Source organism: Bradyrhizobium sp. 930_D9_N1_4 (assembly GCF_052076015.1).
Taxonomy (GTDB): Bacteria; Pseudomonadota; Alphaproteobacteria; order Rhizobiales; family Xanthobacteraceae; genus Bradyrhizobium.
On record NZ_CP197236.1, the window covers coordinates 6107274 to 6121253 of the forward strand.

At 64.1% G+C, this 13980-nt stretch carries 11 protein-coding genes; 3 read left to right on the forward strand and 8 right to left on the reverse strand.

Features of this window, described 5'->3' with window-relative positions; all coding sequences use genetic code 11:
* Positions 1 to 10: 10 nt before the first annotated feature.
* From AB7532_RS29060 to AB7532_RS29090, 7 genes are all read right to left on the reverse strand, one after another.
* A complete protein-coding gene (locus AB7532_RS29060; protein ID WP_441238108.1) occupies positions 11 to 2398 on the reverse strand; it encodes a xanthine dehydrogenase family protein molybdopterin-binding subunit in 2388 nt (795 codons plus the stop codon).
* A gap of 2 nt (positions 2399 to 2400) precedes the next feature.
* Positions 2401 to 2892, reverse strand: coding sequence for a (2Fe-2S)-binding protein (locus AB7532_RS29065; RefSeq protein ID WP_441238109.1), 492 nt, complete (start codon positions 2890 to 2892; stop codon positions 2401 to 2403).
* Positions 2893 to 2913: 21 nt separating this feature from the next.
* A complete protein-coding gene (locus tag AB7532_RS29070; protein WP_441238110.1) occupies positions 2914 to 4020 on the reverse strand; it encodes an ABC transporter ATP-binding protein in 1107 nt (368 codons plus the stop codon).
* 18 nt (positions 4021 to 4038) lie between these two features.
* A complete protein-coding gene (locus AB7532_RS29075) occupies positions 4039 to 4929 on the reverse strand; it encodes an ABC transporter permease (RefSeq protein ID WP_441238111.1) in 891 nt (296 codons plus the stop codon).
* Positions 4926 to 5810: an ABC transporter permease gene (locus AB7532_RS29080; protein WP_441238112.1), complete on the reverse strand. Its 885-nt coding sequence runs from the start codon at positions 5808 to 5810 to the stop codon at positions 4926 to 4928. Before AB7532_RS29080 ends, AB7532_RS29075 begins: the two co-directional genes overlap by 4 nt.
* 82 nt (positions 5811 to 5892) lie before the next feature.
* Complete coding sequence (locus AB7532_RS29085) at positions 5893 to 7242, reverse strand: ABC transporter substrate-binding protein (RefSeq protein WP_441238113.1); 1350 nt, start codon at positions 7240 to 7242, stop codon at positions 5893 to 5895.
* 328 nt (positions 7243 to 7570) lie between these two features.
* The gene (locus AB7532_RS29090) at positions 7571 to 8872 is read right to left on the reverse strand and encodes an MFS transporter (RefSeq protein WP_441238114.1); all 1302 of its coding nucleotides are present in this window, start codon (positions 8870 to 8872) and stop codon (positions 7571 to 7573) included.
* A 368-nt stretch (positions 8873 to 9240) separates the two neighbouring features.
* On the opposite strand from AB7532_RS29090, the gene AB7532_RS29095 reads away from it, so the two are divergent.
* The 3 genes from AB7532_RS29095 to AB7532_RS29105 are packed head-to-tail and all read left to right on the forward strand — an operon-like array spanning position 9241 to position 13011.
* Positions 9241 to 10455, forward strand: a complete 1215-nt coding sequence (locus tag AB7532_RS29095) for an ABC transporter substrate-binding protein (protein WP_441238115.1) — start codon at positions 9241 to 9243, stop codon at positions 10453 to 10455.
* Between the two features lie 8 nt (positions 10456 to 10463).
* Entirely contained in the window at positions 10464 to 12197 is a 1734-nt protein-coding gene (locus tag AB7532_RS29100) for an FAD-dependent oxidoreductase (RefSeq protein WP_441238116.1), read from the forward strand.
* A 19-nt stretch (positions 12198 to 12216) separates the two neighbouring features.
* The gene (locus AB7532_RS29105; RefSeq protein WP_441238117.1) at positions 12217 to 13011 is read left to right on the forward strand and encodes an IclR family transcriptional regulator; all 795 of its coding nucleotides are present in this window, start codon (positions 12217 to 12219) and stop codon (positions 13009 to 13011) included.
* 161 nt (positions 13012 to 13172) lie between these two features.
* On the opposite strand, the gene AB7532_RS29110 is transcribed toward AB7532_RS29105, so the two are convergent.
* Positions 13173 to 13952, reverse strand: a complete 780-nt coding sequence (locus AB7532_RS29110; RefSeq protein ID WP_441238118.1) for an SDR family NAD(P)-dependent oxidoreductase — start codon at positions 13950 to 13952, stop codon at positions 13173 to 13175.
* Positions 13953 to 13980: the final 28 nt, after the last annotated feature.

Genomic DNA, 13980 nt, shown 5'->3' on the forward strand with positions numbered 1-13980 from the left:
TTATCCTCCCCTATTCCGCCGCGACCGGTAGCGATGCGTTCTGAAGCAGGCGCCAGATCCGATTCGGCGTCGCCGGCATGTCGACATGCGTGACGCCGAGATGCGACAGCGCATCGACCACGGCATTGATGACGGCAGCGGGCGACCCGATGGTGCCGACCTCGCCGCAGCCCTTCACACCCATCGGCGTGTGCGTGCAGAGCGTCGAGTGGGTCGCCACCTTCATCATCGGCATGTGGTCGGCACGCGGCATGCAATAGTCCATCAGCGAGCCCGACAGCAGTTGGCCGGAACTCTCGTCATAGACCGCGTTCTCGAACAGCGCCTGGCCGACACCCTGTACGATGCCGCCGTGCAACTGGCCCTCGACGATCATGGGATTGATGACGGTGCCGACATCGTCCACCGCGGTGTAGTTGACCAGCGTCACCGTGCCGGTTTCAGGGTCGACCTCGACCTCAGCGATGTGGCAGCCGCCGGGATAGGTGAAGTTGACGGGATCGTAATAGGCCTGCTCTTCCAGCCCGGGCTCCAGCACTTCGAGCGGATAATTATGCGGGACATAGGCCGCGCCTGCGATCTCCTCGAATGTCTTGATGCGGTCCGTGCCGGCGACCGAGAATTGTCCAGCCTCGAACTGGATATCCACCTCGGCGGCCTCGAGCAGATGGGCGGCGATCTTCTTGCCCTTGACGATCACCTTGTCGGTCGCTTTCGACAGCGCCGCGCCGCCGACCACCAGGGAACGCGAACCATAGGTGCCCATGCCGAACTGCACCCGATCGGTATCGCCGAACACGATGTCGACATTCTCGAAGGCGACGCCGAGCTTTGCCGAGACGATCTGCGCAAACGTCGTCTCGTGGCCCTGGCCGTGATTGTGGGTGCCGATCATGACCGTCACCTGACCGGTCGGATGCACACGGACCGTGGCGCTCTCATAGAGGCCGCCGCGTGCGCCGAGCCGCCCCGCGAAGCGTGAAGGTGCAAGGCCGCAGGCTTCGACATAGGTCGAATAGCCGAGCCCGCGGAACTTGCCCTTGCTGGCCGAGGCCGCCTTGCGGATGCCAAAGTTCTTGACGTCGGCTGCAACCAGCGCGCCGTCGAGGCAGCCCATCGGATCGCCGGAATCATACTGCACCAGCACCGGCGTCTGATACGGGTAGGCTTCCTTCGGGATCATGTTGCGGCGGCGGATCTCCACGCGGTCGATGCCCATCTCGCTGGCGGCGACATCGACCATGCGCTCCAGCACGAAAGTCGCCTCGGGCCGGCCCGCGCCGCGATAGGCATCGACCGGCACGGTGTTGGTGAAAACCACCTTCACGTTGCAGTAGATCGCGGGCGTGGTGTAGACGCCGCCGAGCAGCGGCGCATAGAGGTTGGTCGGAATGTTCGGCCCGAAGGTCGAGAGATAGCCGCCCATATTGGCGAGCGTGTTGACGCGGAAGGCGAGAAACTTTCCGGTCTCGTCGAGCGCGAGCTCTGCTTCGGTGACGTGATCGCGGCCGTGGCGATCCGAGACATAGCCCTCCGAGCGGCTTGCGACCCATTTGATCGGCCGATGCACGCGCTTGGCGGCCCAGGTGATCACGGCCTCCTCACCGTAATGGAACTGCTTCACCCCGAAGCCGCCACCGACATCGGGGGCGACCACGCGCAGCTTGTGCTGCGGGATGTTCAGCACCAGCGCGCCCATCAGGAAGCGCACGACGTGCGGGAACTGGCTGGTGGTCCACAGCGTGAAGCGGTCGGTGCCCGGTTCGTACTCCGCAATCGCCGCACGCGGCTCCATCGGATTACCGATCAGGCGGTTGTTGACGAGGCTCAGCTTTGCCACATGCGCAGCCTTGCGAAATGCGGTCTCGACCGCGGCCTTGTCGCCGAGCTCCCAATCGCAGCAGATGTTGTTCGGGACATCGTCGAACAAGAGCGGTGCACCGGGCCTGACCGCTTCGAGCACGCCGACCACGGAAGGCAGCACCTCATAGTCCACCGCCAACAGCTCGGCCGCCACGTTCGCCTGCTCCGGCGTCTCCGCGATCACAAACGCGACCATGTCACCGACAAAGCGCACCTTGTCCTGCGCCAGCATCGGGAACGGCGGCTCCTTCATCGGCACACCCTGCGCGTCCGAGATGCCCCAGCCGCAGGGCAGCGAGCCAAGTCCATCGGCCTTGACGTCCTCGCCGGTCAGCACCGCAATGACACCGGGCGATGCCAGCGCCGCGCTCTTGTCGATGCCGCGCAGCATCGCATGGCCATGCGGCGAGCGCACGAACACGCCGGCCGTCATGCCGGGACGCTTGATGTCCGAGACGTAATTGCCGCGGCCGGTGAGGAAACGCTGATCTTCCTTGCGCTTCGGTGCGGCGCCGATGCCGATCACATTGCCCATGGTCACTCTCCCTTGGCGGCGTTCATGGCGGCAGCGCCAGCCATCACCGAGACGACGATGTTCTGGTAGCCAGTGCAGCGGCAAATGTTGCCTTCGAGGCCGTGACGGACATCCGCTTCCGTCAGGTTCGGCTTCTCCGCGGCCAGCGCGATCGCAGTCATCAGCATGCCTGGCGTGCAGAAGCCGCATTGCAGGCCGTGATGCTCGCGAAACGCATCCTGCATCGGATGCAGCTGGTTCGAACCGGGGGCTCCTTGCAGACCTTCAATGGTGAGCAGCGTCGCGCCGTCGAGTGCGGGCGCCAGCAGGGTGCAGCTCTTCACGGGCAGCCCGTCGAGATGCACGACGCACGCGCCACACTGGCTGGTATCGCAACCGATATGGGTGCCGGTCAGGTGGAGCTGCTCGCGCAGCAGCTCGGCGACGAGGGTTGCCGGCTCGGTTTCCACCGTGGTTGGCCGTCCGTTGAGTGTGAAGGATATCTGCACGATCATACTCCTGTGCGCGCCGGGTCTTCAGGCGAGTGGCAACGCGCTGCCGGTGGCCCATGTGGCCATCACGACATCGCCGACGGTGAAGGGATCCGCGAAGAAGGTCTTTTCCGGCACGTAAGCGACGAACTCGTCGTCCGGCACCGTGTCGAGCATGACCTTGACGAAATAACCCTGGTATTCGATCGCAAGCACGCGGCTCGGCAGCGACGTCGTGTAGCCCGGCGGCAAGTCCTTGCCTGGCCGGACCAACGCGACGTCGTCGCGGCGCACCGCGATATCGACCTTGTCACCGACGCTGACATGCGAGCGCGCCTGCAACGGCACTTCGATGCCCGATGGGGCAGCCTGCGCGAGCGTAAAGCTCGCGCCGTTGACCTTCTCGACACGGCCGGACAGCACGTTCTGGCCGCCCATGAACTCCGCAACATAGCGGTCGTGCGGATGGGCGTAGACGTCCCGTGCCGCCCCCGCCTGCTTGATCCTGCCCTGCTCCATCACCACCACGAGATCCGCAAGGGCAATCGCCTCGAGCTGGGTATGGGTGACATGGATGAAGGTGATGCCCAGTTCGCGCTGCATTCGCCGCAGTTCCTGGCGCATCTGCACGCGGAGCTGCTCGTCCAGTGCAGACAGCGGCTCGTCGAGCAGCAGTACGCGCGGCTCGGTGATCGCGGCGCGCGCCAGCGCCACCCGCTGCTGCTGGCCGCCAGAGAGCTGCGCCGGCAACCGGTCGGCGAACTGCGTCAGCCGCACCTTCTCGATCATCGCGTCTGCCGCCCGCAGGCGGTCGGTCCTGGATTGGCCTCGGACACGCAACGCGAAGGCGATATTTTCGCGCACGGTCAGATGTGGGAACAGCGCATAGGACTGGAACATCATCGCCGTGCGGCGCTGCACCGGCGCAAGCCCGACGACATTCTGCCCGCCGATGACGATCTCGCCGGCGGTCGGATCCTCGTGGCCGGCGATCATGCGCAGGATCGTGGTCTTGCCGCAGCCGGAGGGGCCGATGAAGCAGCAATAGGCGCCGTCGGCAATCTTGAGATTGACGCCGTCGACCACGTTGGTCACGCCGTCAAAGCTCTTGCAGACGCCCGCCAGTTCGATATCGCCGCGATCGCTCTTCATTCTCAACTCGACCCTTGCTCAACCTTTGGCCTGGCTGCCGCGCTTCTTCTGGATCAGCACGATGCTGCCGAGACTGGCGCCAATAACGATGAAGGAAACGATCGTGGTCACGGTGCCGAGCGCATAGAGCGACGGCGACGTGACGTTCAGCGTCATGCTCCAGATTTCCAGCGGCAGCGTGTTCAGCGATCCCGCCGTCTGGAGGCTGCGCGCGAACTCATCATAGGAGAGCGTGAAGCCGAACAGCGCGACGGCGACGAGCCCGGGCGCCAGCACCGGAATCATCACCAGCCGGATCGACTGCCAACGGCTGGCGCCGAGGTCGTAGGCCGCCTCTTCCCAGACATGGTTGAAGCGCGACATCACCGCGAACATCACGAGCACGCCGAACGGCAGCGTCCAGGACAGCTGCGCGCCGAGCGCGGAGGTGTACCAGCTCGCGTTCAGCCCGAGCGCCTGGAACAGAAGCCCCGTGCCCAGGCCGAGCACGAGGCCCGGCGCGACCAGGCTGCCGATCATCATGTAGAAAACAAACGTGTCGCCGCGAAAGCGCTTGCGGAAGCCGAGGCCGGCGAGGAACGAGACCACCACCGTGATGACGGTGACGATGACCGCGAGCTTGATCGAGCGGTCGAACGAGCCTTTGACGTCGCCGGTCCGCACCTGGGTGAAGAGATCGACGAACCAGTGCAGCGAATGCCCCTTCATCGGGAAGACGAGACCGCCTCGAATGTCCTGGAATGACAGGATGTAGATGCAGAACATCGGGCCGTAGAGCGCGATCACGTAGAGCCCGAACAACGTCGCCAGCACGTAGAATGTCCAGGGTCGCCCGCCCATGCTCGGGGCAATCGCCTTGGTCGTCACGGGCGCCACGACTTCGGGCATGTCGGCGAGAACCGCGCTCATCTCGTGATCTCCTGCCTGATGTCGACGGTGCGCAGGATCAGCGACACGATCGCGACCAGCACAAGCGTAAGCAACACGGCACTTGCCGCCGCGGTCGGATATTGCAGCACGCCGACATCCTCGTAGAACGCGCTGACGACCGAGGCTGAGCCGCCGCCGGACATCACCTTGACCACGAAGAAATCGCCCATCACGATCGAGACCACGAAGATGGTGCCGAGCGCGATACCGCTCTTCGACATCGGCACCACGATCAGGCGCATGATGTCGAAACGGCTGGCGCCGGCGTCGATCGCGGCTTCGATCAGCTTCTTGTCGATCCGCGCCATGGAATTGAAGATCGGCACGATCATGAAGATGGTGAGCTGGTGGACATAGGCGATGACCACCGCGAGATCCGAGAACAGCAGCACTTCCAGCGGCTGGCGGATCACACCAATCGCGAGCAACGCCTGATTGATCAGGCCTTCCTTGCCGAGCAGTGGAATCCACGAGATCATCCGGATGATGTTCGAGGTCCAGAACGGCACCGTGCACAGCAGGAACAGACCGATTGCCAGGAGCTGGTTGCGGACGTGGAACACCAGGAAATAAGCGACGAAGAACCCGATGATCAGCGTGAAGACCCAGGTCAGCACGGTGAACTTGACGGTCGCCAGGTACAGCTTGAGTGTCAGCGCCGAATGCAGCACCTCGACGTAGCTCGCCAGCGTGAAGCCCGGCGTCAATCCGCCGAAACCGTCAGTCGCAAAGAAGCTCGCCGCCAGCACGACCAGGATCGGCGCCACGAAGAACGGCACGAGCACCAGAACCAGCGGCGAGACATACAGCCAGCCGGCGAGATTGGCGCGTGGTGGACTCTGAGCTGGACTTGGCTGCATGTCAGCGAACGCCTCGAAGTATTTCTTCTCGCACCGGCGCGTCACGGCACCGGTGCATCGCTCAAGTCGGAGAAAGCAGGTTTCAGGCCACCTTGAAGTCGTTCCAGCGCTTGTTCATGTAGGCAGCCTCGTCCATCAGCGTGTTCCAGCACGAGATGTTTTTGACGCGGTCGAGGAACGAACCACCGTCACGCTTGGTGCCGGCCTTCTCCATCGGCACGCCATAGGGATCATTGATGACTGCGGGCGCCGGCTTGCCGTCGTACCAGAAGTCCCATTCGGCCGCGGTCAGGAATTTCTTCGCGGTCGACGGCACCGGGCTGTAGTAGCCGTAGCGTCCGACAAAGCCGCCCTGCCAGCCCGAGAGATACCAGTTGAGATATTCGTAGGCCGCATCGAGCTTCTTGCCGGAGAGATGCTTCATCAGGCCCATGCCGTTGCACCAGCCGCGATAGCCTTCCTTGCCGTTCTTGACGTTGACCGGTGCGTAGACGCAGGGGATTTCCTTGACGCGGACGGCAGCGACCGCCGGCGACCACATCGACTGGATCACCACTTCGCCCGCCGCCATCAACTGCACCGACTGGTCGAAGGTGGTCCAGGTCGCGCGGAACTGGCCCTGCTTCTTCAGCTCGATCAGCTTGTTGCAGGTGAAGTCGATCTCCTCCTTGGTCATGTTGCCCTTGTTGCCGTACTTGATCAGCCCGGCACTTTCAAAGCAGAGCGCCGCGTCCATGATGCCGATCGCGGGCACGTCGAGGATCGCGGCCTTGCCCTTGAACTTGGGATCGATCAGGTCCTTCCACTCGGTCACTTCATGGCCGACGAGATCGGGCCGATAGCCGATGGAGTCGGCGTTGTAGACCTGCGGCAGGAACGTCGCCCATTCGGTGACGCCGTCGTTCAGATCGGTTGAATCCGGCTTCGCGATATACATGGCTTCATAGGGCGAGATACCCTGACGCGGGATCTTGTGACCGTCGATCTCACCCTTGGTGAAGATCGGCAGGATGTTGTCGAACTCCTTGATCTTCTTGACCTCGATGCCCTGGATCACGCTGCGCTTGGCGGCGAGCTTGGCCTGCCAGCCCTCGAGATCGGCGATATCGACCGTATTTGGCTGGCTTATGAAGCGGTTGATGGCGGCGGAGGTGTCGAGGTTCTGCATCGTCACCTTGAAGCCGAGATCCTTGGCGGCCTGGTCGCCGATCGCCTTCACGACCGAATAGGAGACGCCGACATGGCGCAGCTCGATGTCCTTGATCTCCTGCGCCCAGATGGTCGGGAAGCCGCGGATCGCATCCGATCCAGCGGCTGCGCCCGCAACGGCCGCCGCACCCTTCAACAGCGTGCGCCGGCTCAGCTTTTTCGCAGGCTTCGCCTCCGTTCCCGCCGGCTCGGAAGTGAATGTCCCCTTGGCCCCGTCAGACATGGCAACCCTCGTTGGTTACGATGAACGCTCGCACCGATCGCCATTGACCGGCTGCGGAAGTGATCAGATGGGCGTGAAGCTAGGGGCGGGATTCTGCGAAGTAAAATTGGAAGTAAAAATTCGCTGCATAAACGCGGCTAATGGATCAGGCCGCTGCATTGGCTTTCAGCAGCCGCGCATAAGAAGGCGTCAGGGCGTGCATACAAGGCAGCGCGCGTGAATGCGCAGGCCCGTTCACGCGGCAAATGTGGTCAGGTTTGCGATACGGATTGCCGCAGGGTTGTGCGCGGCGCGCGCCTGAGACAAAGCAGCGCGCCGCCGGACGATCTCAGGATTTCAGCGCGTCCTTCGCCGTTTCCGGCGCCATCAGCGTCGCAATGATCGTGATGATCGACAGGGCGATGATGTAGACCGACACCGGCCAGTACGATCCGGCCCATGCCAGCAGCGCGGTCGCAATCAGCGGCGAGAAGCCACCGCTCAGCGCAGCCGCGACATTGGCCCCGAGCGATGCACCGCTGTAGCGCACCTGGGTGCGGAACAGTTCCGGCATGAACGCCGCCTTCGGCCCGAACAGCAACGCATGCGTCAGCGTCATCGTGACGACGAGGGCAAAAATGATCAGCGCCGGCTCCTTGCTGTCGAGGAACCAGAACAGCGGAAACGCCAATGCCACCGAGAACACGCCGCCCGCGAGATACAGCGCCTTGCGGCCGAAGATGTCGGAGAGCCATCCCGCCAGCGGCAGCGTCGCGAACTCGACGATCGCGGCGTAAACCACCGCATTCAGGATCACCTGCCGCGGCAGGCCGAGCTTCGTCGTGGCATAGAACACCGTGAAGACGGTGAGGAGATAAGCGAGCCCGACCTCCGACACCGTGATGCCGATCGCGAGCAGAAAGCTGCGCCAGTCGCGGCGCAGCACCTCGAGCACCGGCTGCGCCAGCACTTCCTTGCGTTCCACGACCTCCTTGAAGTGCGGCGTCTCGGCAAGCCTCAGCCGCACGATGAAGCCAACGCCGACCAGCAGAATGCTGATCCAGAACGGCACGCGCCAGCCCCAGCTCAGGAAGTCGGCCTCGGGCAATTGCGTCATCAGGGCAAAAATGCCGGTTGAGGCGGCAACGCCGACGGGAAAGCCTATCTGCACCAGGCTGCCATAGAAGCCGCGGCGGTTGCCGGCATGCTCGATCACCATCACGACCGCGCCGCTCCACTCGCCGCCCAAGCCGATGCCCTGGACGAAGCGCAGCATGACGAGAAAGATCGGCGCCCAGACGCCGATCTGACTGTAGGTCGGCAGGCAACCGATCAGGAAGGTGCCGAGCCCCATCGCGATCATGGTCGCGACCAGCATGGTCTTGCGGCCGAGCCGGTCTCCGTAGTGCCCGATGATCGCGCCGCCGATCGGCCGCGCCACGAAACCGACCGCATAGGTCGAGAACGCCGCGAGCGTGCCGACGAAGGGATCGAAGTTCGGAAAGAACAGCTTGCTGAACACCAGGGCCGCAGCGGTGTTGTAGATCAGGAAGTCGTACCACTCGATCGCGGTACCCAGCGCACTTGCCCACACCACATGCGCCGTCGTCGATTTCTCCGCCGAAGCGGAGACCCCCGTTGCTGCCGTCATGCCCTGCGCCCCAAAGATTCCGGATGGCATCATGGCCAATCGTGATGGTCGTTGCAACCTGCGGGGGTGTTGTCTCTCACAGGATAACGACGCGAGATTTTGCGCGTTGCTGCTTCAACACCCGTCATCGCGAGGAGCTCTTGCGACGAAGCAATCCAGACTGCCTCAACGGAGAAAGTCTGGATTGCTTCGCTGCGCTCGCAATGACGGGTGTTAGGGCAGTACGCACCCAACGGTCATGGTCGTCCCGGCGATCAGGGAACCGGGTCGAAGCCATAATTCGCCATTGACAAACTAATTCGCTAATATCTAACTTACGTCCAGAATAACCAGCCGCGCCAAGCGGCCCATAAAGAGAGGGAACGACAATGAGAGGGCTTTTGGCCTGCGCCATGCTCGCGGCCATGACTTCAGCTGCCATGACCACAGTTGCGTGCGCGCAAGTTTCCGACGACGCGGTGCGGATCGGGGTGCTGACGGATCTGTCGAGCTGGGGCCGCGACAACAGCGGGCCGGGCTCGGTCGAAGCGGCCAAGATGGCAGTCGAGGAGTTCGGGCCGACCGTGCTCGGCAAGCCGATCGAGATCATCAGCGCCGACCACCAGATGAAGACCGACGTCGGCGTGCAGATCGTGCGCGGCTGGTTCGACAATGGCAAGGTCGACGCCGTCGTCGACATCCCCAATTCCGGCATTGCGATCGCCGTGCACAACATGGTGCGGGAGCGCAACAAGATCGCTCTGCTTTCCGGTCCCGGCGCGAGTTCGCTGACCGACGAGCTGTGCAGCCCGAACACCGTGCATTTCACCTACGACACCTACGCGCTGTCCAAGGTGACCGCGTCCGCCGTGATCAAGGAAGGCGGAAAATCCTGGTACTTCATCACCGCCGATTACGCCTTCGGCCAGCAGCTCGAAAAGGACGCCACCCGCTTCATCAACGAGATGGGCGGCAAGGTGCTCGGCGGCGTGAAGCACCCGACCAACACGGCGGACTTCTCCTCCTTCGCGCTCCAGGCGCAGAGCTCGAAATCCGATGTGGTCGCTTTCGCCAATGCCGGCCAGGACACCGACAACGCCATCAAACAGTCCGGTGAATTCGGCCTGGTCCAGGGCGGCCAGAAGCTCGTCGGCCTCTTGATGTTCGACACCGACGTGCACGCCGTCGGCCTCAAGGCCGCGCAGGGCACCTACATGACCACGGCGTCGTACTGGAACATGGACGAGGCAACCCGCGCCTGGTCCAAGAAGTTCTTCGAGCGTACCAAGGTGATGCCGACCATGATCCAGACCGGGGTCTACGGCTCGGTGCTGCATTACCTGAAAGGCATCAAGGCCGCCGGCACCGACGATCCCGCCAAGGTGATGGCCAAGATGCGCGAGCTGCCGATCGAGGATATCTTCGTGCATGGCGGCAAGTTGCGCGAAGACGGCCGCGTCATCCGCGACATGTATCTCGCCAAGGTGAAGTCGCCCGAACAATCCAAGGAGCCCTGGGATTATCTGGAGATCGTCAAGACCGTGAAGGGCGAGGACGCGTTTCGCCCGGTCTCCGAGTCCAAATGTCCCCTGCTGAAGAAGTGAGGTGAGACATGACCGGCAACGAGCGCAACGCAATTGAGACTTACGAGTGCGATGTGCTCGTGGCCGGATCGGGCTGCTCCGGCATGTCGGCCGCGATCACCGCGGCCTCTCGCGGCCTGAATGTGCTGATCGTCGAGAAGGAGCCGCGCTTCGGCGGCACCACCGCCCGCTCCGGCGGCTGGCTGTGGATTCCCGGCACGTCGCTGGCAAAGGCCTACGGCATCGCGGAGACGCCGGAGCAGGCCCGCACGTACTTGCGGCACGAGGCCGGCGATAATTACGACGCCGCCCGCGTCGATGCTTTCTTGAGCGCCGGCCCCGAGGCGGTCGATTTCTTCACCACCAAGACGTCCCTGCGCTTCGACATGCCGCTGGTGTTTCCGGACTATCATGCCGAAGCGCCCGGCGGCACCCAGGGCGGCCGCTCCATGGTGGCGCGTCCGTTCGACGGACGCGAGCTCGGTGATCAGATCAGGACGCTCGGCATGCCCCTGCCCGAGCTCACCGTGTTCGGCATGATGCTGGGCTCGGGCAAGGACATCGTCCATTTCATGCGCGCGACGAAGTCGTTGATCTCTGCAGTCTATGTCGCCAAGCGCCTGTCGCGGCATCTGAGGGACGTGCTGCGCTATGGCCGCGGCATGACCCTGACCAACGGCAATGCGCTGGCCGGACGCCTCGCAAAATCCGCGCAGGATCTGAAGATTCCGATGTGGCTGTCCTCGCCGGTGCGCGAGCTGACGGTCGAGAACGGCACTGTCACCGGCGCCATCGTTTCGCGTCAGGGACGCGAATTGCGCGTCCACGCGCGGCAGGGCGTCGTGCTCGCCTGCGGCGGCTTCCCGCACGATGTCGAGCGGCGCAAGAAGATGTTTCCGCATGCGCCGACCGGCAACGAGCATTTTTCGCCGGGGCCGACCGGCAACACCGGCGACGGCCTGCGCCTTGCGGAGTCCGCCGGCGGGCATGTCGAGAATCGCCTGCCGAACGCGGCGGCCTGGGTACCGGTGTCGCTGACCACGCGCAAGGACGGCTCGAAGGGCGTGATGCCGCATTTCATCGACCGCGCCAAGCCGGGCGTGATCGCGGTGATGCGCGACGGCAAGCGCTTTGCCAATGAGGGCAATTCCTATCACGACTTCGTCCAGGCCATGATCAAGGCGGCCAAGCCCGGCGAGGAGATCGCGGCCTATCTCGTCTGCGATCACCAGACCCTGCGCAAATACGGCCTCGGCTGCGTGCCGCCGTTCCCGATGCCAACAGGTCATCACCTCAATACCGGCTATCTCATGCGCGGCGATACGCTGGAGGCGCTGGCCGCGAAGGCCGGCATCGATGCAGGAGCGTTCACCGAGACGGTCAAGCAATTCAATGCGACCGCGCCGTTGGGTCACGACGCTGCTTTCGGCAAGGGTTCAAAAGCCTATAACCGCTATCAGGGCGACGCCATGCACGGCCCGAATCCGTGCATCGCGCCGATCGAGAACGGCCCGTTCTACGCCATCAAGATGGTGATCGGCGATCTCGGCACCTATGCCGGCATCGTCACCGACGAGAACGCGCGGGCGCTGGACGCCGAAGGACGGGTGATTCCCGGGCTCTATGCCGCCGGCAACGACATGGCGAGCATCATGGGCGGCAATTATCCCGGCGCCGGCATCACGCTTGGGCCGGCGCTGACCTTCGGCTACATTGCCGGCCGACATCTCGCCGACAGCGCCGCCAGGCGCAACGCGGCGTAAGCCAACGCCTGGGAGACGCATGAAGAGAGAAAGCCGCGGCATCCAGTCGATCGAGGTCGGCGGAGAATTGCTCCGCGCGCTGGCCAGGAGCGGCGAGCCGATGATGCTCCGCGATCTCGCGCGCGAGGCCGGCATGACGCCGGCCAAGGCGCATCCCTATCTCGCCAGCTTCTCGCGCATCGGGCTGATCGAGCAGGACGAGACCACCGGCCGCTACGAGATCGGCGCATTGGCGCTGGAGCTCGGCCTGATCAGCCTCCGCCGTCTCTCCGGCGTGCGCATCGCCGGACCGAAGATCGCCGCGCTGGCAAGCCAGATCGGACACGCGGTCTCGCTCGCAGTGTGGGGCACGCATGGCCCGACCGTCGTGCAACTCGAAGAGCCCGGCCAGCCCGTACACATCGTGATGCGCGCGGGCTCGGTGATGGCGCTGCTGGAGACCGCCACGGGGCGGGCCTTTGCAGCGTTCCTGCCGGAGAAGACCATCAACGCCGCGCTCGAAAGCGGCCTCGACCGCCACGGCGTCGGCTACAATCCCAAGCGCGCGGTGAAAGGCGCAAAGGTTGCCGAGATGCTCACTGAGGTCCGCAAGCACGGCCTCGCCCGCGCGCTCGGCGATCCCCTGCCCGGCGTCAATGCGTTCTCGGCGCCGGTGTTCGACCATTCCGGCCATGTCGCGCTGGTGATCACCGCGATGGGGCCGGAGGGCACGTTCGATGCACGCTGGGACAGCCAGATCGCGCACGCGCTGCGCGACTGCGCGGGCGCAATTTCGAAGCGGCTGGGTTATGGGATGACGGTCGCGGCGGAGTGAGGCTGTAGGGCACGCCCGCTCCACATACTCCCGTCATCGCCCGGCTCGACCGGGCGATCCAGTACGCCGCAGCGCCTGTGTGATGCGGAAAGGCCGCGGAGTACTGGATGCCCCGCCTGCGCGGGGCATGACAGCGGTGGGTGTGTGCGACGACTTCCGCCCTACTTCTCCTTCACCGGCACGGTGTAGTTCAGGATCAGCCGCCCGCCATCCGGGTAGATCGTCTGCCCGGTGATGTAGGACGCATCGTCGCTCGCCAGGAACGCGACGACCGAGGCGACCTCGCTTGGCTCGCCGCCGCGGCCGGCCGGCGTGCGTGACATCACGGTTTTTCGCGCGTCCTCGGAGGTGTAGATCGACGACGCCACCATGTCGGTCAGGATCGTGCCTGGTCCGACCGCGACCACGCGGATGTTGTGCGGAGCCAGCGCGACGGCGGCGACCGAGGTCAGCTGCTTCATGCCGCCCTTGGACATCGCGTAGGTCGCAAGCGCCGGAATCGCCAGCAGCGCGTTCACCGAGGACATGTTGATGATGACCCCGCCGCCGCCCTGCGCAATCATCTGCCTGGCTGCGGCTTGCACGCCGAAGAACGCGCCCTTCAAATTGATGCCTATGACTTCGTCGAACTCCTCTTCGGAAATCTCGAGGATGTCCCGGTTGCGGGCGACGCCAGCATTGTTGACCATGATATCGAGCCGGCCGAACTCGCGGACCGCGGTCGCCACCGCACGATCGACGTCCGCGCGCCGTGCGACGTGGCAGGGCACGGCGTACAATTCCTTGGGCTTGCCCAGCTCGTTGACCGTCTTCTCGAGCTCATCCGTATCGACGTCCGAGATGACGACCTTGACGCCGTCGTCGAGGAATCGCTTCGCACAGGCCTTGCCGATGCCCCGCGCCGCGCCGGTGATGACGGCGACCTTGCCGGATAATTTCATGGTCTCACTCCAGGACTAGCTGCTTGGG

Excerpts from the sequence above, each read along its gene's own strand:
- AB7532_RS29080 (WP_441238112.1), bottom strand. The coding sequence starts at position 5,810 with ATGCAGCCAAGTCCAGCTCAGAGTCCACCACGCGCCAATCTCGCCGGC.
- AB7532_RS29095 (WP_441238115.1), top strand. The coding sequence starts at position 9,241 with ATGAGAGGGCTTTTGGCCTGCGCCATGCTCGCGGCCATGACTTCAGCT.
- AB7532_RS29060 (WP_441238108.1), bottom strand. The coding sequence starts at position 2,398 with ATGGGCAATGTGATCGGCATCGGCGCCGCACCGAAGCGCAAGGAAGAT.
- AB7532_RS29075 (WP_441238111.1), bottom strand. The coding sequence starts at position 4,929 with ATGAGCGCGGTTCTCGCCGACATGCCCGAAGTCGTGGCGCCCGTGACG.
- AB7532_RS29100 (WP_441238116.1), top strand. The coding sequence starts at position 10,464 with ATGACCGGCAACGAGCGCAACGCAATTGAGACTTACGAGTGCGATGTG.
- AB7532_RS29090 (WP_441238114.1), bottom strand. The coding sequence starts at position 8,872 with ATGACGGCAGCAACGGGGGTCTCCGCTTCGGCGGAGAAATCGACGACG.
- AB7532_RS29105 (WP_441238117.1), top strand. The coding sequence starts at position 12,217 with ATGAAGAGAGAAAGCCGCGGCATCCAGTCGATCGAGGTCGGCGGAGAA.
- AB7532_RS29070 (WP_441238110.1), bottom strand. The coding sequence starts at position 4,020 with ATGAAGAGCGATCGCGGCGATATCGAACTGGCGGGCGTCTGCAAGAGC.
- AB7532_RS29065 (WP_441238109.1), bottom strand. The coding sequence starts at position 2,892 with ATGATCGTGCAGATATCCTTCACACTCAACGGACGGCCAACCACGGTG.
- AB7532_RS29085 (WP_441238113.1), bottom strand. The coding sequence starts at position 7,242 with ATGTCTGACGGGGCCAAGGGGACATTCACTTCCGAGCCGGCGGGAACG.
- AB7532_RS29110 (WP_441238118.1), bottom strand. The coding sequence starts at position 13,952 with ATGAAATTATCCGGCAAGGTCGCCGTCATCACCGGCGCGGCGCGGGGC.